General features: G+C 41.9%; 19 protein-coding genes and 1 tRNA gene. 8 read left to right on the forward strand and 12 right to left on the reverse strand.

Features of this window, described 5'->3' with window-relative positions:
* Positions 1 to 30: 30 nt before the first annotated feature.
* On the reverse strand, positions 31 to 762 hold the full coding sequence (locus I0P70_RS13640; RefSeq protein ID WP_196118928.1) for a hypothetical protein: 732 nt from the start codon (positions 760 to 762) through the stop codon (positions 31 to 33).
* Positions 763 to 855: 93 nt separating this feature from the next.
* Here I0P70_RS13640 and I0P70_RS13645 point away from each other — a divergent pair, with 93 nt between their 5' ends.
* The 3 genes from I0P70_RS13645 (at position 856) to I0P70_RS13655 (ending at position 3,909) form a co-directional block, all read left to right on the forward strand.
* Positions 856 to 1,356 carry a hypothetical protein gene (locus I0P70_RS13645; RefSeq protein WP_196118930.1) on the forward strand — a complete coding sequence of 167 codons (501 nt, stop codon included), beginning with the start codon at positions 856 to 858 and terminating at the stop codon, positions 1,354 to 1,356.
* A gap of 382 nt (positions 1,357 to 1,738) precedes the next feature.
* The gene (locus I0P70_RS13650) at positions 1,739 to 2,446 is read left to right on the forward strand and encodes a hypothetical protein (RefSeq protein WP_196118932.1); all 708 of its coding nucleotides are present in this window, start codon (positions 1,739 to 1,741) and stop codon (positions 2,444 to 2,446) included.
* A 356-nt stretch (positions 2,447 to 2,802) separates the two neighbouring features.
* A complete protein-coding gene (locus I0P70_RS13655; protein WP_196118934.1) occupies positions 2,803 to 3,909 on the forward strand; it encodes a putative phage abortive infection protein in 1,107 nt (368 codons plus the stop codon).
* Here I0P70_RS13655 and I0P70_RS13660 read toward each other — a convergent pair.
* From I0P70_RS13660 to I0P70_RS13675, 4 genes are all read right to left on the reverse strand, one after another.
* Positions 3,898 to 4,644 carry a recombinase family protein gene (locus I0P70_RS13660; RefSeq protein ID WP_196118936.1) on the reverse strand — a complete coding sequence of 249 codons (747 nt, stop codon included), beginning with the start codon at positions 4,642 to 4,644 and terminating at the stop codon, positions 3,898 to 3,900. The genes I0P70_RS13655 and I0P70_RS13660 overlap by 12 nt on opposite strands.
* Positions 4,641 to 5,174 carry a JAB domain-containing protein gene (locus I0P70_RS21395; RefSeq protein WP_196118947.1) on the reverse strand — a complete coding sequence of 178 codons (534 nt, stop codon included), beginning with the start codon at positions 5,172 to 5,174 and terminating at the stop codon, positions 4,641 to 4,643. Before I0P70_RS21395 ends, I0P70_RS13660 begins: the two co-directional genes overlap by 4 nt.
* Positions 5,125 to 5,394 carry a hypothetical protein gene (locus tag I0P70_RS13670; protein ID WP_196118949.1) on the reverse strand — a complete coding sequence of 90 codons (270 nt, stop codon included), beginning with the start codon at positions 5,392 to 5,394 and terminating at the stop codon, positions 5,125 to 5,127. The genes I0P70_RS21395 and I0P70_RS13670 overlap by 50 nt, the downstream gene beginning before the upstream one ends.
* A gap of 82 nt (positions 5,395 to 5,476) precedes the next feature.
* On the reverse strand, positions 5,477 to 5,668 hold the full coding sequence (locus I0P70_RS13675) for a hypothetical protein (RefSeq protein WP_196118951.1): 192 nt from the start codon (positions 5,666 to 5,668) through the stop codon (positions 5,477 to 5,479).
* A gap of 785 nt (positions 5,669 to 6,453) precedes the next feature.
* Here I0P70_RS13675 and I0P70_RS13680 point away from each other — a divergent pair.
* Positions 6,454 to 7,182, forward strand: a complete 729-nt coding sequence (locus I0P70_RS13680; protein WP_196118953.1) for a hypothetical protein — start codon at positions 6,454 to 6,456, stop codon at positions 7,180 to 7,182.
* Positions 7,183 to 7,923: 741 nt separating this feature from the next.
* On the opposite strand, the gene I0P70_RS13685 is transcribed toward I0P70_RS13680, so the two are convergent.
* The gene (locus I0P70_RS13685) at positions 7,924 to 9,522 is read right to left on the reverse strand and encodes a hypothetical protein (protein ID WP_196118955.1); all 1,599 of its coding nucleotides are present in this window, start codon (positions 9,520 to 9,522) and stop codon (positions 7,924 to 7,926) included.
* 864 nt (positions 9,523 to 10,386) lie between these two features.
* On the opposite strand from I0P70_RS13685, the gene I0P70_RS13690 reads away from it, so the two are divergent.
* A complete protein-coding gene (locus I0P70_RS13690) occupies positions 10,387 to 10,899 on the forward strand; it encodes an HNH endonuclease (RefSeq protein ID WP_196118957.1) in 513 nt (170 codons plus the stop codon).
* 75 nt (positions 10,900 to 10,974) lie between these two features.
* Here I0P70_RS13690 and I0P70_RS13695 read toward each other — a convergent pair whose 3' ends face one another.
* The 3 genes from I0P70_RS13695 to I0P70_RS13705 all read right to left on the reverse strand — a co-directional run bounded on the left by I0P70_RS13695 (position 10,975) and on the right by I0P70_RS13705 (position 14,504).
* Positions 10,975 to 11,991, reverse strand: coding sequence for an HNH endonuclease (locus tag I0P70_RS13695; protein WP_196118959.1), 1,017 nt, complete (start codon positions 11,989 to 11,991; stop codon positions 10,975 to 10,977).
* A 26-nt stretch (positions 11,992 to 12,017) separates the two neighbouring features.
* A complete protein-coding gene (locus I0P70_RS13700; protein ID WP_196118961.1) occupies positions 12,018 to 13,145 on the reverse strand; it encodes a DUF3800 domain-containing protein in 1,128 nt (375 codons plus the stop codon).
* 105 nt (positions 13,146 to 13,250) lie between these two features.
* Positions 13,251 to 14,504: a tyrosine-type recombinase/integrase gene (locus I0P70_RS13705; RefSeq protein ID WP_196118963.1), complete on the reverse strand. Its 1,254-nt coding sequence runs from the start codon at positions 14,502 to 14,504 to the stop codon at positions 13,251 to 13,253.
* A gap of 158 nt (positions 14,505 to 14,662) precedes the next feature.
* Between I0P70_RS13705 and I0P70_RS13710 the strand changes: the two genes are divergently transcribed.
* Positions 14,663 to 14,734, forward strand: a tRNA-Arg gene (locus tag I0P70_RS13710).
* Between the two features lie 223 nt (positions 14,735 to 14,957).
* Positions 14,958 to 16,214, forward strand: coding sequence for a site-specific integrase (locus I0P70_RS13715; RefSeq protein ID WP_230392193.1), 1,257 nt, complete (start codon positions 14,958 to 14,960; stop codon positions 16,212 to 16,214).
* A gap of 253 nt (positions 16,215 to 16,467) precedes the next feature.
* Here I0P70_RS13715 and I0P70_RS13720 read toward each other — a convergent pair whose 3' ends face one another.
* Together I0P70_RS13720 and I0P70_RS13725 are read right to left on the reverse strand one after the other, a co-directional pair.
* Positions 16,468 to 17,745 (reverse strand): type II toxin-antitoxin system HipA family toxin, encoded by a 1,278-nt coding sequence (locus I0P70_RS13720; protein ID WP_196118965.1) that lies wholly within the window; start codon positions 17,743 to 17,745, stop codon positions 16,468 to 16,470.
* A 6-nt stretch (positions 17,746 to 17,751) separates the two neighbouring features.
* Positions 17,752 to 18,072, reverse strand: a complete 321-nt coding sequence (locus I0P70_RS13725) for a helix-turn-helix domain-containing protein (protein ID WP_196118967.1) — start codon at positions 18,070 to 18,072, stop codon at positions 17,752 to 17,754.
* 158 nt (positions 18,073 to 18,230) lie between these two features.
* Between I0P70_RS13725 and I0P70_RS13730 the strand changes: the two genes are divergently transcribed.
* On the forward strand, positions 18,231 to 18,536 hold the full coding sequence (locus tag I0P70_RS13730; protein ID WP_196118969.1) for a transposase: 306 nt from the start codon (positions 18,231 to 18,233) through the stop codon (positions 18,534 to 18,536).
* A 73-nt stretch (positions 18,537 to 18,609) separates the two neighbouring features.
* On the opposite strand, the gene I0P70_RS13735 is transcribed toward I0P70_RS13730, so the two are convergent.
* Positions 18,610 to 19,092, reverse strand: a complete 483-nt coding sequence (locus tag I0P70_RS13735) for a hypothetical protein (RefSeq protein ID WP_196118971.1) — start codon at positions 19,090 to 19,092, stop codon at positions 18,610 to 18,612.
* Between the last annotated feature and the right edge of the window lie 157 nt (positions 19,093 to 19,249).

Below are 19,249 nucleotides of genomic sequence, written 5' to 3' on the forward strand. Positions count from 1 at the left end.
AAATTGATGTATGATTGATTTTGCTTTCAATTAAAAGTTATTCAGGTTTACTCCATTGGCTTGTAACCAGGCATTGTCAAGTCGCCCAAAGCCTTGTACATCATTGTGAACCCAGCGATGCTGCAGGTTTGACATTACAGGGTTAGATAACCTTCTGCCAGAGGGGGTGTAAATGTTGATCAGGGTTCGGCTTTCCATACACCTGTGGTTTGCTATAGCATTCCACTTCTCTTGCCAAATTCCATTAGGCCTCCTGGTGAAATAGATTGTTTTGATGTTTGGATGATCACATAGATAATTGATGATGTTTCCAGTGTTCCAATGAACCTGCCCCGCGTCGTCAAGCTGCTGAAGACCATTATCCTCAATCAAGCTGATCACGTTATTTTGATAATCTATTTTGTTGTTGGGGACATACTCATAATGAGGATTGTCATTATGCAAAACTTCCAAAATCAAGTCCGCAAAGGTTAACTTTTGTCTTCTGCATAGTTCAAGGACTTCGATGATACTAGGGCTTAAAGGGTTAAGCCAATCCCTGCGTTGCTGTACAAGTGGAGCATTATGAGTAAAAAGGTTCTCAAAGCCTGTCCAGAAGTAGTTCCTTCCATAAAAGAAGTCGGCTACATTGTGAGGGGTATCCGGGTTGAATGTGCCTATGAACATCACCTCTGGTTCATAGGGGGTCACATCAAGAATCGCGCTGTTTGTTTCAAACTCATTCTCCCAATTTTCTTGAAAGAACTTGTGCTGTATTGGCATATTAATTTGCTAAGTTTTCTTTAATATCACTTTAAAGTAAGAATAGTATTAATAGAATCCTATATTTAAAAAAACTTATATTAATCTCTGCTTATGGAAGACAAATATTTGATTCGGCATAAGATACTGGAAGTCCTAAGGGGGTATGAGCAACAACTAGATAACCAAGAAAACCCTTCTTTCGAGGATTTGCGATTATCTGTGAATGATGTAGCCAACCGAGGGAAGCTAAGTACAAATCAAATAGTTAACCACCTTGATTTTCTTGTTAAGCAAAATGAACTGTTGGTAAACTGGGATCAGGGAGCACAGTATTTAGTCCTCCTTAGGGATGGAGCTGTCGCTTACTCTGATAAAAAGTACCTAAATGAAGGCTATAAGGAGCTTATAGCTAAAGAAACATCAGAACTTCAGAAAGAAAACTTAATTCTTCAAAACGAGAAATTCGAGTATACCAAGACTATAAGAAATCAGGAGCAGCAGATAAGAGACTTAGACCATAGTCTTAAAACTGCAGAAGCATTCAAAACCTTTTGGTGGGCATTTACAGGCGGTGGACTGATTGTAGGTTACCTCCTTAATATGTTAACATAATTAAGCAAAGAGACTTAAACAGTCTAGCCTCCCTTCTTCCTCCCCCTTTCAGCAGCATCGCTATAGTACCTGCTTGGTAGTAGGTATATCCCCTTTGCGTCTTGTATCATAAGTCATTTCAATTGGTCACATATCTGCTGCAAGTTTAGCCCCTTATCGCAAATCAGACATAGTGTATCCTACTCTCTTTTAATTACATTCTTGCTGCCGATTACTATAATTTCAAGGCTAGGCCACAATAGATTAAAAGACGAGGAATAAATAGAATTTCCCGCGTCATTCCAAACTCCATTCACATTGATAATGAGTATATTGTATCGTTAAAACAAATGGATGCGATACGGGTCGCCTAAACAGCCTCCGTGTCAGTTATTGGAACGTTATGATAAACGCCGAAAACGTAAAGTACTACGAAAGAATTCTGTCAAGCATCAACGCTACATTTTGGGGACAACTCGAGATGAAGGTGGCTACGAAGCTATGTGATGGTGATAAAGACTTAGCTGGAGTGATTGCTGAAGAATTTAAAGAAAGAGATTACGCTAACCTTTACAGAACCAAAGAAGGGGGTTCTCTCGTCCTTAAAGACAATGGCAAAGCAAAGCTATTTGAGAAACAGGGCGGGTTCATTGTTGAGTACAACAAGCTCAATCCACCAAAAACAAAAGCGCAGAAACTAAATGACTACTTCTACTTTATAGCAGAAGAGGGTCGTGTTTTGCGATATGAAGAACAATCAGAAGAAGAGGATAATTTAATTGATGTACTACTTACGCTAGGTCTCATTAAGCCTAATGGAAGTTTCTATACACTTTCTAGAGAAGGTCTAACGTTGTCCTACAGCGGTAGAACAGTTCAAGATTTCATTAAGGATAATAGTGCTACTCATCAATCTCCTCCGTCTACAGTGCATAATTATAACGCTCCAGTATTTGACCGCTCGACGCTAAGCAACTCTCCAGTAACAACTAATTACACAAACAATCAAGGATCAACTGAAAGTGCTAAGAGTAAATGGTGGGTTCCAATTATTGTAGCGGTTATAACAGTTGCAGGCTCAATAGCTGCTAAAATGTTAGAGCTATTCTAATTAAAAAAGGAAGGAGACCTAAACGGCCTCCTTTTTTCTACCCCTTTAATAACATTGCAATACTGCCTGTATGATAATTATTTCCGCGGGGAGTTATATACCCCAAACCATCCAGCTCGTCGCATATCTATTGAAGTCTTAGACCCTTTTCGCGGTACAGGTGGATTAGGTTCAGTATTTTTTGCCCCTAGCTAAACCAATTATGTAACTACACTACTTTTTGTTGATTGTATCTGCTGTAATAAAAATTCGCTGCTCAATGCAAAGGTTTCTGTTCGTTTTTAATGTTCTTGTTATATATAGATTGATTATTTTTGTGATATATATTATGAAAATAATTTAAAGAATATAGATTTATGTCTAAAGAAGAGTCTTTTTGGGAAACTACAAGAAGAGAGTATGGACGTTTTGGGTCTGGATTGTTGATCGCATCAGCTGTTTCCGTAGCAATTGGCCTACTTATTACAGGCGTTTTCATATATAACCTTAACGGGTCACTTGAATTTGGCACTCCTGTTACTGAAAAAGATTTTTCAGCAAATGGTATCATAGGTGATTTTATTGGCGGAGTAGTTGGTTCTCTGTTGTCATTTGTAGGTGTAATTCTGTTCTTTCTGGCGCTCAGACTTCAAACAAATGAGCTGGCGTTACAACGCAAAGAATTAGCTGATACAAGAGACGTATTTTCAACTCAACAATTTGAGAATACCTTTTTTAATTTGCTTAAGACTCAACAAGATATTCGGCTGAATATCGAAGTGGACCATAACAAAGTTTTGGTAGAGTATCAACCCAATTCTCAACCACATTACAAATCAGGGACTGCATTTATATATCTAAAGAATGTTATAACTAACTTTTATAATTTTTTAGTCACTAGTTTAAACAAGTTAGATAATCTCGAAAAAAAAGACAATTTAACTCCTGCAGAACTAATTGAAAAAAATACTCTTAAAGAGGAAATAGTGAAGCTTACAGAAATCAATGATTTAAAGATATTAGATACTCCAGAAAATATAGCAAAGGCCTCTTATAGATATGTATATTTATTATACAGCAATCAATTAGGACATTATTTTAGAAATCTGTATCATATTCTATTGTACCTAGAAGAAAATGAGATTCGGGAATTTAGAACAGCTTTCAATGACTCAACAGGAGCATATAAAGACTTTACTGAAGGAGACATCAGAGGAATATTCAAAGCTAAATACAAAAGATATGCTGATTTTGTACAAGCTCAGATGAACTCCACCGAACTTTTCTTGTTGTTTTACAATAGTTTATTTTTTCCAAAAATGAAAAGACTGTTATACCACTTTGATTTTTTAGAAAATTTAAATTCTGATGACTTGCTAGATCCTGACAATGACAAATTATTCTATAACGATTTGGAGGTTAATGGGGAAATTGAATACTATGCAATAAAGCTAAAGTCTAAAATAGAAATGTTAAGACTTTGAAGAATAGGGAAACCAAATAGTTTCCCTATTCTTTTGCCCCTTTAGCAACATTGCAATGCTGCCTGTCTGAAAAGTCTTACCTCGCGGTGTTCTGTATCCCAATGTATTTAGTTCGTTGCATATCTGCTGGAGCTTCATCCCTTTATCTTGATAAAGACTAATAAGATTCAATACCTTTTTATTCACATCTGACTCAGCAGCAAGCTCACTCATTCTAGCCGAACCCTTGAGCCTGCCCTTGTCAGAGAAGTTCTCAGGTTTACCGTTAACCAATCCTCTTGCCTTCCTTGCCTGCAGTGCCTTCTTGGTCCGTTCCGATACCTTCTTGAGTTCCTCCTCGTTGAATGCCGTCCTGAGCCTGATGAACATCTCATCATCTTGGGGATTGTCAGCACACACAAATCTGATGTTGCAAGCTATCAGGTAGTTTATCAATAAGGAGAACCTGCTTAACCTGGATGCCTCCTTAACCACTAATGTAGCGCCTGACTCTTGGGCTTGTTTAATGGCTTTTAGGAGCACCGGACGCTTTTTAAGTATTTTGTCTATCGTTACGTCTTGGTGTGCACTGATCTTGTCTTTACTGCCTCCAGACTCGATTTCGACATACTTATCGATAGACTCTGCTCCTATGCTGTTAATATAGGCTGTAACGGCGGCGGCCTGAGCTTCTAAGCCCAAGCCGCTTCTACCTTGTTTCTGAGTTGATACTCTGTAGTATTCTATGACTTTCATATAAGTCCCTCGTCAGCAAATGAATAGAATGATTCCTCGCATACAATCAGATGGTCCAGCAGTACGATGTCCATCACTTCGCAAGCAGCCTTAAGTTTCTTAGTCATTGCAATGTCAGCTGAGCTTGGTTTAGTATTGCCTGATGGGTGGTTGTGTGCTATGACTATGCTAGAAGCGTTCAGTAGTAATGCCGCCTGCAGTATTATCTTAGGGTCTGCTACTGTACCGGCTACGCCTCCTAAACTCAACTGATATACGCCTTGCACTTTGTTAGCCCTATTGAAGTAGATTGCATAGAATCTTTCTATGTGCTCGATATGGCTCTCCATTTTGCTCCGTAGGAAGGAATAGACATCTGTTGATGATGTGACCTTGACATTGCGCATTGTAATAGTGTCTTCAGTATGCAACCTCTTGTAAGTCAGCTCTACCTCCCCTACCGCTGATACAGGTATCTGTCCTAGTGTTATCTTCTTATTCTTAATCGTTGGCAGTAAGACACTTGTAAAACACCTCAAGACCAATCTCATAAATGTCTTCGCCCTCTACGTGACAGTACACAAAGCACCCCTCAAGAATAGCCTCAAAATGGTCGGTCTGCTCTTCTGTGAAGGTGGTAGTGCCATCAGGGTTTACATAGTCATAGAAGCTGTTATCAGGATGGAAGTTCAGGTTCAGGTCAGTAATCAGGTAGTGGAAAAAAGCAGAGATGTCCTCCCTGCTGTTAATCGTTATATCTCTGATTTCCATATTAGTTGATACAGTAAGTATAGCCCTTGATAGCTAAAAATGTGTAGATGGTAATCTCCTCTGATGCCCTGTTGATGTTGTATTAGTTGTATCGGTTCTCGATGGCATCTGTCAGCATATCCCTGACTATTGTGCTGTCAGTTGAGTCTCCGAACACAACTAAGTGCAAGGTTGACAAACCTTCTTCTGTAGTGGTGGTGTAGGTCTTAATTAGTTCTGCTCTGTATTTCGCTACTACTGTTCTGATTTGGAAAGGGTTGATCGTTAGGTTCATATCGCTTTGTTTTAAATGATAAGCGAGTATAGAAGTAACCGTTCACACCGTCCTTGCTTTTTAGAATCAGTTACGAACATTTCGTAGAAACTTACTAACGCTGTTACCAACTTCAGAATCAGTGGGTTATCGGATTCTAAAAGGCAGCAACGGAGGTTCTAGATTTTTAGAATTCCACAACAGCGACACCGCGTCATAGATATAGCGACGATGCGTCATAGTTTACAGGTGGGCAGGACAAGGGGGAGCTTTAATTGATAATTCAAATAGAAACAATATTAAGGAAGTTTTACGCTCGCCGCTGCGGCACTTAAAACGGGCCGAAACAAGCTTTCCGCACATAGATGAGGACTTGCCCACTCCTTCTGTGCATACTGCTACTCTTCACTATACATTGAAAATGGCATCCTTAAGGACAGCTTTTTAAACCCAAAGTACCTAATTTAAACTATAAAGCAGTACGGCAGTTGGCATAGGTTTCAAATTCATCTCCAGAGTTGGTTTGAATAAACTTATGTTCAGTCCAATTGTAGAGTTCTATACTAAAAGTAAACTTAGTATAGAACCCTCAAGGCCAGATATATTCATTCCAAGCTATTCAGCTGCTTACTTAGCAGATATAGTATCTGTAGTATAGCTAGTTACCTCTAAAAAATAGAAAGAAAAGTCTTGACGTACATTATAAATATTTATATAAATATTTTTCTTTTTATAGAAAAGTTTATAATATTAGATTAATTAATCTAAAAATTAAGTCAGTTGTTTATTTATAAATATTAAATTCTATGAAAATAAAATTGAGTATCACAGCATTTGCGTTATTCTTTTGTTTACAAGCAGTTGCGCAAGAGGAAGTTGACAAGGATGTAAGGACTGAGAAAGACTTAGAAGTGAAGGCAACAAAAGAGGAATTGGAAAAGGATCGAGCGAAAGGCGATGTGGAAATTGTGTTTGAAAGGCCATTTAATGCTTTCATTTCTGCTGGAATCAGCCACAGAATGGGTAGAAATTACAATGTCGCAATTTCTCCAGTAGATAATGTAGTTCAGTTTGAAAGTGTAACTTCTCTAAACTCAGGTGTAGCTACGGGATTGGTTTGGAACCCTTTTACGGTATTATATAAAATATCAGAACCCAATGATAAAGATATTGATTGGCACTATAAATATAAACGTCATCCTTTTGCGATTGCTTTGTTAGTTAATTTGTTTAAACTTTCCTATAGCAACGATCAATCATATACAACTTCTCCTATTGATGTAGGTTTTGGCTTAGGCTATAGGAGCGAGAAGTTACTAATTTTAGTAACAGGCGAGTTTACTCCTATAAGGCAACCAAGAAAATATTTTATAGATAGTTATAAAGGCCAAAACAAACAACTGATTCTAGCCGGATCACAAGAGCCAGCTAGGACAATAAGCCCTGATGATAACTCAATTTTTATCACAAGACTCTATCCTGCTTTGGGTTTAAAAATTGCCTATTCTTTCGGAGCAGGCAAGGAAAAAGAGTAATATAAATTAAGTGTTTTAAATAAATCTGAGTGTCGCCAGCTTTATTGCTTTCTTTCTGCATTATTCTGCTTTACATTCAGGCGTAAGACCGGTGTTATCTGAGGGGTAGAAAGTTCTAAACACAAACTGAAACAATAGGTTCTCAGTTAAGTCAGACTGCTGAAACTCTTACAAGAAGTTGTAAACATCTAGACTCTCCCGATTAAAATTATTGATAATGGAAGTTGCATTCTGATTTAAAAAATTAACCTCTTCAGGCACACAGCTTAATGCCATAATTCTATCGAATATCCTGACACAAGTATAGTACTATTAATATTCAAACCTACACAGGATAGATTAATACTAAGAGAATACAAGCCTAGAGGCACAAGGCTATTCCTTTTTGCTGTTAAAACTCTGACGATATCCCGTCTCAATGAAGCTTGAGATAAAGTGGGTTTCAAAAGGTAAGAAAGTGAATTTTGATTTAGAAGAACAAGTAGCAGAAGTACAGTCATTCAAGCAAGGCTCTGTTTAAGCAAGGTACCCGATAAAGGCAGCGATTTTGGTATTGGATATATAGACTATCTGAACCCCTCTGGCAAATTTGGGTTGGATGAAGTCGCCTCTTTTGGATCAGTTTGCAAAACTTGTGAGAGGGAGTTTGGCTATTACTCTAAAAGAGTTTTACTGGTGAGGGAATAAACGAGAAAAGAAGTTTAGAAACTCCTTTTCATTTACTATGATTTATGCTTTATCTTACCCTGGATAGTCGAAGGTAAGTTCCTTGGACTCCACCTGTGGCATCGGCAATTCAGTATGCGCAAACACCTGCCTGAGTATTGACTCAAGCACCTCTGCGTCCTTTTTGTTGCACAACACACTGTCGTGGACAGTAGTAAAATCACCAATTCCCTGCATTGAATTGGCAGCAACCAAGGTGAACCGGTCTATCATCATTCTGGATTCAAAGCGTTGGAGCATTTTAGGCAGGGTTGACATCTTCCCCTCTTGAATTCTCCTCTGTTTCGCCTTAGTCCACTTCAAGCTCTCTGTTGCTTCGTCTATCAAAACATTAGTCACCCCACGAGGATCATTAATGTAACTGCACACCTCCAAAAGATCGCCTATTACAGGCTGAAGTTCCAGTTTCTGCTTATACCTCTCCAGCGTTCCTGAGAACATCACTCCAAACATCAGTTTCTTAGCCCTCTTCCTGTCGGGCTTCCCGTCAGCACCAAAGTAACCGAGGCTGGCTGCAACCCACTCATAAAGAGTACCGGCTTTTGCCTGCCTGACGAACTGCCGGACATCTTCATACTTTTGGCGTGCAGCCGTCAGCTGGTTAATAGCGAACCTCATCTCTTCGTAGTCATCCCCTTCCTTTTCAGTCACTATCTTCAAAGCTATCTGAGGATTCTCGATACAGAGCGCGAGCAGGGCGAACTGCGAATTTTTGAAGTCAATGGACCAGCTGCCGTAGAAGCAGCGCATACGGCTATCCATTACCCCTATTGAGTGATGGAAGCGCCCGCCATAGTCATCGTAGTCCGTGATCCAGCAACCGTCCTCCTTCAGGTCTCGCATATACAACACTGCATCCTGCGGGTGCATATCGTTTATTTTTAAGGGCTTAAGCTTTGGGTCCTGCTTTATGCGTTCTTGGTGTGTGTGATACCAGCCCTCCACCACCTTATCAGCGAAATCTGGGTCAGACTTAGCAACAAGATGATTGGTCATCTCAGCCAGCCTTTTTCTGCTGTGATCAGTCAGGTTTTGCGCAACCTTTGACCTTGATGCAATCAACTTAAGTATTACAGTGGGATCCGTGTATCTTATGCTCCTGTACCTGTGGTAGGTTTCACCCTCAGGAAACCAGTTATGCAGAATCTTGTACCCTTTGGTGTATTTGAAGTCACCTCTACTTTCATAGGCCCCCACGCTTCTTCTGCTGACTTTAACCTTGGGTTCGTCTGGCCCGAACAGCCCTGGCGCAGGGTTGTACTCCTTGTCATCGTACTGGTAAACCTGTATGATGCCTGCCCTCTTTAAGGCTTCTGTATAGTCCGCATAGTTCTTGCCTCCCAAGTGCTTCAGTGTGTTTGAGTGCAGGGATACATAGCCGTATCGCTCATAGTTCCTGAACTCCATACCCCTGTACTTTTGCATCTCCACATTGCGTTGCTTTCCGGCAATTTTGGCTAGTATAGCTAGGGCATTGTCCAGCTTTAGCTCTGGACCCAAAGCCCTGGCCACCTCCTCCACACTCAGTAAGGCGGGTACCCAAAGCTCCAAAGAGCCGTCTCCCAGAATTTCTGCGGCTTGCTGTGTTTTTGATTTGTACCCCTTCCTTGGCATTACCCCTGTTGTCTTTGATAGCTTTCCATTAAAATAATAAGTACCTCATTGGCCGAAACGTTTCTTTCCAGCCTGGCCTGCAGATTCATTATCAGGCTCCTGAGTTTGCTGTGCGTCCTCTCTGTGAGTGCAAGTGATTTAGTGTATTCTGTTTTCCTACTCATTGTGTGTCTGTGATTTATAACATATTTATATCTGTTATATCACCCAGTTTGAGAAAAGTCTGATTTTCTTTTACACAGAGCTTCAGCAAAAGGTACAAAAGTGCGACATTATGATACTTAGTACAAGAAGTTAAGCAAAGAACAGGGAATTGATGTAAAGTATAGTTGGAATCTTGTATAAAGAAAGGTACAAAGGTGCGACATTATGATACAATTAGGGAATAGGAGGAAGTTGATTTGATGTCATTCAAGCAAAGGTGTGATGCAACGACATAATAAATTTGAATAGCAGGTGAGAGAGTATATGCTGTAACAATCAGTCATAATTTAAATTAACAAAAAACTATTACAGTGATTAAAAGATATGCTTATGCCGCAAGTATAACTTTTAATCATAGTAGATGAGTGGTGTTGATTCTTTACAAACGACTTATCTAGACCATAGATGACAAGCACACATTCAAACACACATAAACTTGCTGTTTTTAGAACGTTTCTAGCCTCCACATCGCATCTAAATCATAAACCTAGTTTACCTGCTGAAAGTCTAACAGGATGCGATGAGGGCTCTCGTATTGTATATTTTTACCTACGACATATAAACCACCTCTTGGGCTGGGTTGCTACCCAATAGACACTAAGTCCCAAGAATTCCAAACTCTTTTTCCAAGACTTTCCTTGCATTCCGGCGAATAAAGTAATGGAAATATGGAAGAATGTTCAGGGCTACGACAGCTACCAAGTATCAAACTACGGGAAGGTAAGAAGCACAAAGTACAAGCAGCCCAGAATACTGAAGCCGGGCGACATCGGAACAGGCCATCAGCAGGTAACACTTAGAACTCAAGGGAAGAACAAGAAACTGTTAGTACATAGATTGGTTGCGAATGCTTTTATCTCTAATCCTGGCGGTTATCCATTTGTGGACCACATTAATGGCATACCTGAAGATAACAGGGTGGAGAATTTGAGGTGGGTAACAAACAGGGAGAACCTGCAGAACCGTAATGATAATAGGGAAGGCAGAACCACATCCAGGTATGTCGGTGTCTCTTACAGGAAAAGTGATAGCTGTTGGATAGCCAGGATATACATTAACAAAGAAAATCACTTGCTTGGCAGCTTTAAAGATGAAGAGGAAGCGGCTCTTGCCTATGACACCGTATTGATTGACTTAGGACTTTCTCCTGTGAATTCAATCAGATATAGCTAGGCTTCAACCAATGATCCTAATCTGATGACAGATATACTCTCTCAAGTATACAGCTTAAATACTAAGTTAATGTTTCTAAACTTTTAATGAGACAAGATGGTTCTTACCATTCAACTTGAAAGTGATTTGATCTTTTGTGTGGTTCAAAATATTTAGTTCGCCAAAATCAAACTCTTTATGATGATTGGGGCAGAGTATTAATATGTTATCAGGGGTTTCTCTCCCTTTCTTATGCTTGGGCAAAATATGCGCCGCCTCAATGTACTTGCCGCCGTCTTTTTTTGGAATATGTAAGCCGCATAATTGGCAGTTATAGTCCCTCAATAACTTTAGTTGTGCAATTGTTTTATTATCTCTCTTATAAGACTTGCGGTTAATAAAAACCTCTTCGGGGTCGCTTTCTTTTAAATTCTGTAAATCCTTTATTATTTCCGCCTTCGTCTTATTCTTCTTATAGAATTCCTCCAGCTCGTCCTGCTCCTTTTCATCCTTGTTTACGAATCCGGCCTTGAACTTCTTGCCTATATAATATTCATAGATGCTTTTTAGCTTTTGGAATTCCTGCCCTGAAACACCTGCCTCTATCAGGGCAAAGAGTTGATCCTTCAATATGGACTCTGCAAAGCTTAAATCCTTGTAGGTATAGCCAACTTGCCCAACAATCCTTGTAGATTTCGCCGGTTTATAGTTATCAGCATCAAGAGGGATTGGGAAAAGCAAAGAGAAATCTTTCTCTCCCTGAATGTTGAACCAGTACTCTTTTTTTTGGAAGGAAACCCTTTGTGACTGGCCTTCGCTGTAAACGTCTGCTTTGCCATATATCCCTACTATTTGGCCTTTGTTCAGATCGGTATTCCTTGTATAGAATATAATCAGTCCCTTAGGCTCGAACCTTTTAGGACTGAATTGCCACTGGACATATCCCTTAACTATCTTATTGTCGTCAACCTGCCTTTTATTAAAGTTAAAGTTCAAAGATTCCCCGCCAACATTTGTCTGTGCGTATTTATGCCCAGCCTTCGGATTAATGTAATTGTTGTTCCTCCATCCGAAAGGGTTCCAGGTAATATTGACAAGTAAAACGTTGCTCATCGTAATATTTTAGAGTTTAATATCGCCTATGTTAAGTTGAACAGTTTAGAATGGTCAATTTCATCATTATCTGTATCAATGTCGCTTATGTCGAAGCCTATGGTTTCAAGAATAAAGTCAGCAAAATTATCTTTAAAATGATTACTGCCAGGGGGAGTATTTAACTTCCTATTTATAGCTCCAGTGAAGAGGTCAACTATTTGAATATAAAAATTACTTTCAGAGTCAACAGCCTGAAACTCGCCAAGGTGCAATCCTTCAATCCTTTGACTATCAATGCGCTCCTTGATATTCTCAATCTTAAGTATATCACTACCTTTCTCATCCTCGTCTATCCATACTTGGAGCACCCTTGGAAGGGGTGCTCTCCCTGAATCGTTTTCGTGACCTACTCCTTTATTCAATAAATGATAAGTTAAGTCAGTAATGGCAGCATTTTTATCAGAGAACCCCTTATTATTAACAACTATTAATTTAAAGCTAATAGCGGGATGTAATGAGAGGAACTTTGAAAAAAACTCCTTAAACATCGGCATCCGAAACCTATCTAATGCATTAAAATGGAACTCATAATTTATTTGCTTATCATTCTTCCATTTGGCTAACTCTGGATATGCTAATAAAGACCCTACTTCCAGAATCCATAGGGAGCCAACAGAGAGATAAGACTGATTCTTACCCGTTTCATCTATATAAACAGAATACATTCCTATACCTTTAGGTTTGTCATCTACCGCTTCCTGTTTATTGTTTTCTTGCAATACGCCTCTGTATTGTTTGACATCATAATCCGCTTCGAACAACTTATATTCATTCTGTATTTTTGCTCTATGACGAGATAAAGTACCTATTTTTGCTAGGCTTCTTAACTGCTCCTTGGTTATAGATGTCCCATTAAACTTGTCCGCCTCAAAAGTTCTCCAATACAACCAAGCTAGGTCTATATCAGAATTTCTCGCCTCGTTCGAGTAATTGAGGATGAAAGCTACTCTATCCCGTACCTTTTCAATGTTTCCACTATTTACTCGGCTAATAACTTCTTTCTTCTCACTCTCTATTCTTTCTGATTTAGATTTCTCCTTCTCTTCTGTTGTATCTTGTACTTCCAGTTCTTCTACCTCTTGAGTTTGTTCGAGAGAGTCATTTTGTTCCATAGTGAATGTTTTAAGAATCTTGAACCATCGTCTAAGCATTAAAGTTGTACAATATAGTTATTTTTTTATCTTTGATAGTCCATTGAACTTATTTTCTCACCCTTACTACATCTTGAACCTACTAACTAAAGAAGCATTCACATCATCAAGCTTCTTCGTTCCGAAGTTGCTAAGGTACTTCTGCGTGATTTTGATGTCAGAGTGACCCAAGGATTGACTTATTGCATAAAGGTTGACATCACCATCCAATAACAGAGAAGCGAAGGTATGGCGTGCCGTATGCGACGACAGGCTGGTTCTTATGCCTGCCTGCTTCTGTACATCTTTCAGATTCCGGTTATATACAATGCTCTTCTTATTGAGCCTCACATAAAGCTCCCTACTGATCTTACTGAAGTCGTTATTGCCACCAACGCAGCTGAACTCTTCATCACTCAGGAAGCTGAATACAAATGAGTTCCTGTATTTCTTATCTATAGACAGCCTATCAATGGTCTCACGCATCGATTCGCCTTGCTTTGCATATCTTTCCACTGTGGGTCTTAACAGCACTAACAAGTTGTCGTTGAGCAAAACAGACATCTGTTTTTGGGTCTTGAGCATTGTGTACTCCACCCTACCGTCTCTGAAATTGTTCCACCTCAGCACGAGCAGGTCGCTTATCCGCATCCCCTGGCAGAACACCTGGAACAGGAATGCCCTCCTGTGGCTCTCTATTCTTTGGTTCTCTATCTGCGCATTTATAAGCCTTTGGAGCATCTCACCCGTAAGGCTGCTTGGCGCCTTAGAAACATCTTTCATCAAATCAATGCCCTCAAACGGATTCCTGTAGTAGTTGTACATATTAGCCTTCACGGCTTTTCTTATGACCGCCTTGATAACTTTAAGGTAATGGTCGGCAGTATCCTCCTGCATACCTTTTATAAAGTAACTTCGCATAGCATAGATAACATCCTCATTGATTTGCTTGAAAGTCAGGTCAGTCTGCTTTGAATCCGCCAGGTAAGATTCTACCTTGGACAGGATGGTGCCATACTTGATTTTGGTGCCTTCATTGGATTGACGTTCAATCACCTTTCTGAAGAACCCGATAAAGGAAGTGTTCCGGTTCGACCTGACATTCTCATCATACTGGGCCTTGACCTCTTTCAGCTTATCCTCAATGATACGGTTGATACGCTCATAGTCCACCTCGTCAGACTCTTTCACAATCCCTCGTTTATCATTCCATAGCCTCACAGGCAGCTTTTCTCCTGTCGTTACGTATGTTGCCTTGCGGTCTTCTGTTACTCTGATTTTGATAATCCCAGCCTTGTCTTTCTTATTGCGCTGGTACAACACTGCTTGTATAGTCCTCATAGTACCTTATATTTGTAAGGCAGTATAGCAGTAAACAGAGTAAAAACTGAGGCGAAACGTAGAAACAACTGTCGAAACATTGTTTTCACACCGCTCAAAATGTTTCTACTTAATTGCGAACCTGATTTTACAAAATGTTGGAAACTAGCATTTTAATCGGCCCTGTAGTTCAATGGATAGAATAGGAGTTTCCTAAACTCTAGATTCAGGTTCGATTCCTGACAGGGCCACGAGTTCAATAGCGATAACAACAAAAAGCCTGCAAATTTAACGTTTGCAGGCTTTTTTCTTTGGTAGCGTCACTGATTCTTTCCGCTTCTGCTATAAAAAAGGAGCGTATTTCGGTGAGTAAATTTTACGAGTATATTTTACTCACCAAAACATACATAACTAGCTGATTTACAAGATGTACACTTATTGCACATCTTGTTTAGGAATGGCTGAAAGGCTAACTTGTTTAACCTTAAAAGCAGCACAGCTATGAGCAAGCGTGTTAAAATTCTTTTCTACCTTAAAAAACCCAAGAACTACATTTCGGGTTCTGCGCCAATTTACATACGTATTACTGTCGATGGGAAGCGGGCGGAGATTTCCACCGGGAGGGAGTGCGAGCCTCAAAAATGGAAGTCCTCCTCAGGCCGTGCCACAGGTACCAGAGAGGCCGCCACGTCACTGAATGCCTACTTAGACACACTACAAGCCCAGGTTTATGAAGCTCATCGCATTCTGTTAGAATCCAGGGAGTCAATAACAGCAGAGAGTGTCAAAAGGAAGTTCATCGGTGAAGAAGACGATATACGAACCCTTATCGCAGAGTACGAGGACCATAACCGACGGCTGGAGAGCCTTATTGGTAAGGATTTCGCAAAGAGCACACTTAAAGGGTACAAAACCTCTCTTGGCCACGCAAAGAATTACATTCAATGGAAGCATGGAGCCGGTGACCTGGATCTAAGAAAGGTGGATCATGCTTTTGTAAACGACTACGACTATTATCTGAGAAGCGTGTGCAAGTGCTCTACTAATTCTGTGGCAAAGTACATCAAACACCTGAAGAAGGTCACTAACATTTGCAAGGCGCATAACTGGATTGACAAAGACCCATTTCTACACTACAAAGGAAAATCGAAGCAGGTTGACCGCGTGTTCCTCACTGAGGATGAACTCGATGTGATTGCCAGAAAAGTCTTCATCACAGAACGTCTGACGCAGGTGCGGGATATCTTCCTCTTCAGCTGCTTTACTGGCCTTGCCTATGTGGATGTCCAGCAGCTAAAGCGTTCTGATGTACAGAAAGGCGTGGATGGCGCTCAATGGGTATTCAAGCGTCGCCAAAAGACCGATATTCCCTCTCGCATTCCCTTGCTACCTTCAGCACTCGCGATTTTGGAAAGATACGAGGAGCACCCCCAATGCCTTTATAAAGATCAGCTTCTACCTGTGCTCAGCAATCAGAAGATGAATGCCTACCTGAAGGAAATAGCCGACGTGTGCGGCATCACAAAATCCGTAACGTTTCATACCGCCCGTCACACTTTTGCCACCACTGTCACGCTACTCAATGGTGTTCCTATGGAAAGCGTGTCCAAGATGCTGGGCCATTCCTCTATTAAGACAACCCAACACTATGCCAAGGTGCTTGACATAAAAGTGAGCGAGGATATGCGATTGCTAAAAGATAGGTATAGCGATCATAAGCTAAGCAAGTGAAAGCCTGATTGGCAGAGCTTATGAACAGAAGGAGCAAGTGAAAGCCTGATTGGCAGAGCTTATGAACAGAGGGAGCAAGTTTGTGTTTTTGTCATACAAAAACCTCTTTTTGCCCGCGGCTCCCGGTGGTCGCAGCGGTGTTCATTCCAATTACGCTGTCCCTTAACTTACATTAGCCCCGAAGTTTCCAAGGTCATGTGAAGCACATTGGGTAGGGTGTCCGCCTATCCTATTCCTCTGGAGGCAGCCCGCCTCAAGGGACAAGCCGAAAGGCGGGTGCCATTAACTCCTGGTCCGCCTTTGAGATGTCATACTTGCCGGCCAGGCTACGCCAGTTGCCCACAGCTTCCCTGACCTGCTGGTGTATCGCTGCGGCCTGCTTTGGGGAAATGCGGTAATAGTCCGCCGTGGCGAGTGCCAGCTCCGGATCCAGTTCGTTATCCTCCTCTGTGATATTGAGCTTGAGACCTGCCCCGGTCTCCACCGGGTTTAAATCATAGGCAGGCGATAGCCGCCAGCCCAAGGGGGTGAGGATGAAGCCGTGGTTGCGCAGGTGGTCATCCGTATTGCTCACGTAGATGTTAAATAGAATTCGCCGCCAGAGTTCCTCCAGGTCTTTTTCCGGAGCGGCCCCCTGCCTGCTGATGAACTCAGCCAGCTCCAGGTAACTTACCCCGTCTTGGTAGTCGATGCCGTCGTGGTAGCCCAACAGCGTCATGGCAGAGGCAAAATGAATGCGCGCCCCGGTTTCAGTGCGGTCAAAGCGCCTGGTCAGGAAGGTGTGCTGTCTGGAGGCATACCGCTCCACCCTGGCCTCTGCCATGCTGATCCCCGCTGACACGGCTAGCTCCTGCACCACCATCTCCCAGGCCCCCACGTCCCGACTGTCAGTGCGGCTGGGAAACTTGGCGATCCACAGCCTTCCTTTCTCGTCCGTTACACCGGCTTTCGGTCTGGCTCCCCCCAATGAAGACCCGGGCGCCACCAGCAAACTGAGCCATTTAAGGTATTCCTCGTCCTGGCTGATGTCATCCTCCTCCAGCTTCTGGCTGGCGTAGGCCAGCTCCCGCAAGGCCGTCCAGGGCGGCGTGGCCATTTCGCGGTTGTCATTCAGGAACGGCCCGTCAGGCGCCTGCTTAAATCGTAGTGCTCCCATGCGGTGGCCGTCATACACACCCAGCAGGTAGTCGCTCTCCAGCAGGCGCTGCTCCACCCTGCCTTCTTTGCGAGCCATTGCCGCCTCACGCCTGCGCATCAGCACCCTGCCCCACCGGTCCGGGGAAGAGTCCAGGAACACACCGAAGTTGCTTTTTTCCTCCCCTGTCAGGTACTGCGGCCCAGCGTATAGCTGCAGTTCAGGATCCATTACCTGCGCGTACGCACTGCTTAGCCAAGCCTTTTCATATTCAAAGGAGAACACCTCCTTGCCCCGCACGACGCTCGCCTGCAGCGTACCCATCCGCTGGGGCTCTCCTAGTCCGTCCCAGTCGGCGTATACATATATTTTCCTGGTTTCCCTATTCTTTGCCATCTCCTTTTAGGTACCGCTTGTGTGTTTCGGAGCCCTTTCCCGTACTGGCAGTTCGGCGTCCTGCAGCTTGCGGCCGAGCTTGTCGTCCCGTCCCACCTGAGCCAGATCCTTCTCCAGGCCCAGCACCGCCAGCACTTTGAAATAATTGCCCATGGCCACCGTGGGCTCCCCTTTCTCGATCTGACTCAGCGTGGGACGGGAGATGGCGGCACGCTCGGCCACCTGCTCGGCGCTGAGCTTGCGCCGTAGCCGGGCCAGCTTAATGTTCTCCCCCAGCTCAGCCATTAGCCGCTGCCAAGATGGATATAAAGGTCGTGATTTTACCATAATGTAAAATATAGTTAACAAATATACACATAATTGTAAACTACAGCTTACATTATTATGCAAAATATGTTTACTTATCCAAAAGAAGGGAAGCATGTTCCGCATAGTGCGGCATTTGATCGCCTGGGACACAGACCTAGGAGAGCAGCTTATTGCTAGTGTTCGACAAGATGCTGGCCTGCTACTGCGGGGTGGCGCCCTTCGAGTACCGCAGCGGCACGAGCGTGATGGGCAGAACAGGCGTCTCCAAGTTCGCCAACAAAGAACTCAAGCACATCCTGCACATGGCCGCCATCAACAGTGTCCGTTTCAATGAGGAGTTCAGGCTCTACTTCGAGCGGAAAGTGGGAGAAGGAAAGAGCAAGATGAGCGTCATCAATGCCGTGCGTAACAAGCTCCTCCACCAGATCGTGGCGGTGGTGAAACGGGGGACGCCCTATGAACTGAAATTGAAGAATATTTAGAGCAAAACCCTTGTTTTAATCATAGATTTCGGCTGGTATAAAAAGTTAACAAGGCGTAGCCGAAGTATAGTTTTTATATTTGGTTAGGTGCCGTAGTTTTTTCCTCTATGTTCAGTATCATTTTATGATGTGGTGTGTAGCTTAATAAAAGCTCCTTTCCTTTTCCGATATTTTCCAGTAGTGTTTGATTTTCTTCAAAGTCACTTTCTTTGATTTTTAGTCCATTGCTTAATTGATAGAACTTTCCTTCACTGTTGTTTTTGACTCTTTTAACAGTTGCTGCTTGGACAATCTTTGTTCCTTTATTATGGTCTTGCTTCAATCTTGATTTAGGTCGTTCAAATACACTGTACCAGATATATAATGTGAGCAGAATCAACCCCAAAAACATTAATACTACATCTAGAAGTGTAAACCCCATTATAGTATAACCTATTATCGAAGCAAGTACTGACGCCAAAATTCCACCCTTGAGTATTTTAGCTCCAGAAGTTTTATGAAAACTGATTCCCTCTTCAATCAAGAGTAATTCTTCTTGTGTAAGTTTTTCTTCCATGATTTATATGGCACCTAACGTCTCGTGTATATCTTGTGCGAGGCGACCAGCCGAAGCATAGGATATACACTCTGTTGGGCAGAGTTATTCTTTGACATAAGTCTAAAATTTTCCGAATTTTTATTATTTAAATAAAAAGTTCAAAGATCATGATACT

Origin of the sequence: Pontibacter sp. FD36 (assembly GCF_015686655.1) — a bacterium.
Taxonomy (GTDB): Bacteria; Bacteroidota; Bacteroidia; order Cytophagales; family Hymenobacteraceae; genus Pontibacter.

Coding starts and splice junctions, on each gene's coding strand:
- I0P70_RS13670 (WP_196118949.1), bottom strand. CDS start 5,394: ATGGAAATCAGAGATATAACGATTAACAGCAGGGAGGACATCTCTGCT.
- I0P70_RS13695 (WP_196118959.1), bottom strand. CDS start 11,991: ATGAGCAACGTTTTACTTGTCAATATTACCTGGAACCCTTTCGGATGG.
- I0P70_RS13640 (WP_196118928.1), bottom strand. CDS start 762: ATGCCAATACAGCACAAGTTCTTTCAAGAAAATTGGGAGAATGAGTTT.
- I0P70_RS21395 (WP_196118947.1), bottom strand. CDS start 5,174: ATGAGATTGGTCTTGAGGTGTTTTACAAGTGTCTTACTGCCAACGATT.
- I0P70_RS13735 (WP_196118971.1), bottom strand. CDS start 19,092: ATGGAAGAAAAACTTACACAAGAAGAATTACTCTTGATTGAAGAGGGA.
- I0P70_RS13645 (WP_196118930.1), top strand. CDS start 856: ATGGAAGACAAATATTTGATTCGGCATAAGATACTGGAAGTCCTAAGG.
- I0P70_RS13690 (WP_196118957.1), top strand. CDS start 10,387: ATGGAAATATGGAAGAATGTTCAGGGCTACGACAGCTACCAAGTATCA.
- I0P70_RS13725 (WP_196118967.1), bottom strand. CDS start 18,072: ATGGTAAAATCACGACCTTTATATCCATCTTGGCAGCGGCTAATGGCT.
- I0P70_RS13705 (WP_196118963.1), bottom strand. CDS start 14,504: ATGAGGACTATACAAGCAGTGTTGTACCAGCGCAATAAGAAAGACAAG.
- I0P70_RS13655 (WP_196118934.1), top strand. CDS start 2,803: ATGTCTAAAGAAGAGTCTTTTTGGGAAACTACAAGAAGAGAGTATGGA.
- I0P70_RS13650 (WP_196118932.1), top strand. CDS start 1,739: ATGATAAACGCCGAAAACGTAAAGTACTACGAAAGAATTCTGTCAAGC.
- I0P70_RS13720 (WP_196118965.1), bottom strand. CDS start 17,745: ATGGCAAAGAATAGGGAAACCAGGAAAATATATGTATACGCCGACTGG.
- I0P70_RS13675 (WP_196118951.1), bottom strand. CDS start 5,668: ATGAACCTAACGATCAACCCTTTCCAAATCAGAACAGTAGTAGCGAAA.
- I0P70_RS13660 (WP_196118936.1), bottom strand. CDS start 4,644: ATGAAAGTCATAGAATACTACAGAGTATCAACTCAGAAACAAGGTAGA.
- I0P70_RS13700 (WP_196118961.1), bottom strand. CDS start 13,145: ATGGAACAAAATGACTCTCTCGAACAAACTCAAGAGGTAGAAGAACTG.
- I0P70_RS13680 (WP_196118953.1), top strand. CDS start 6,454: ATGAAAATAAAATTGAGTATCACAGCATTTGCGTTATTCTTTTGTTTA.
- I0P70_RS13685 (WP_196118955.1), bottom strand. CDS start 9,522: ATGCCAAGGAAGGGGTACAAATCAAAAACACAGCAAGCCGCAGAAATT.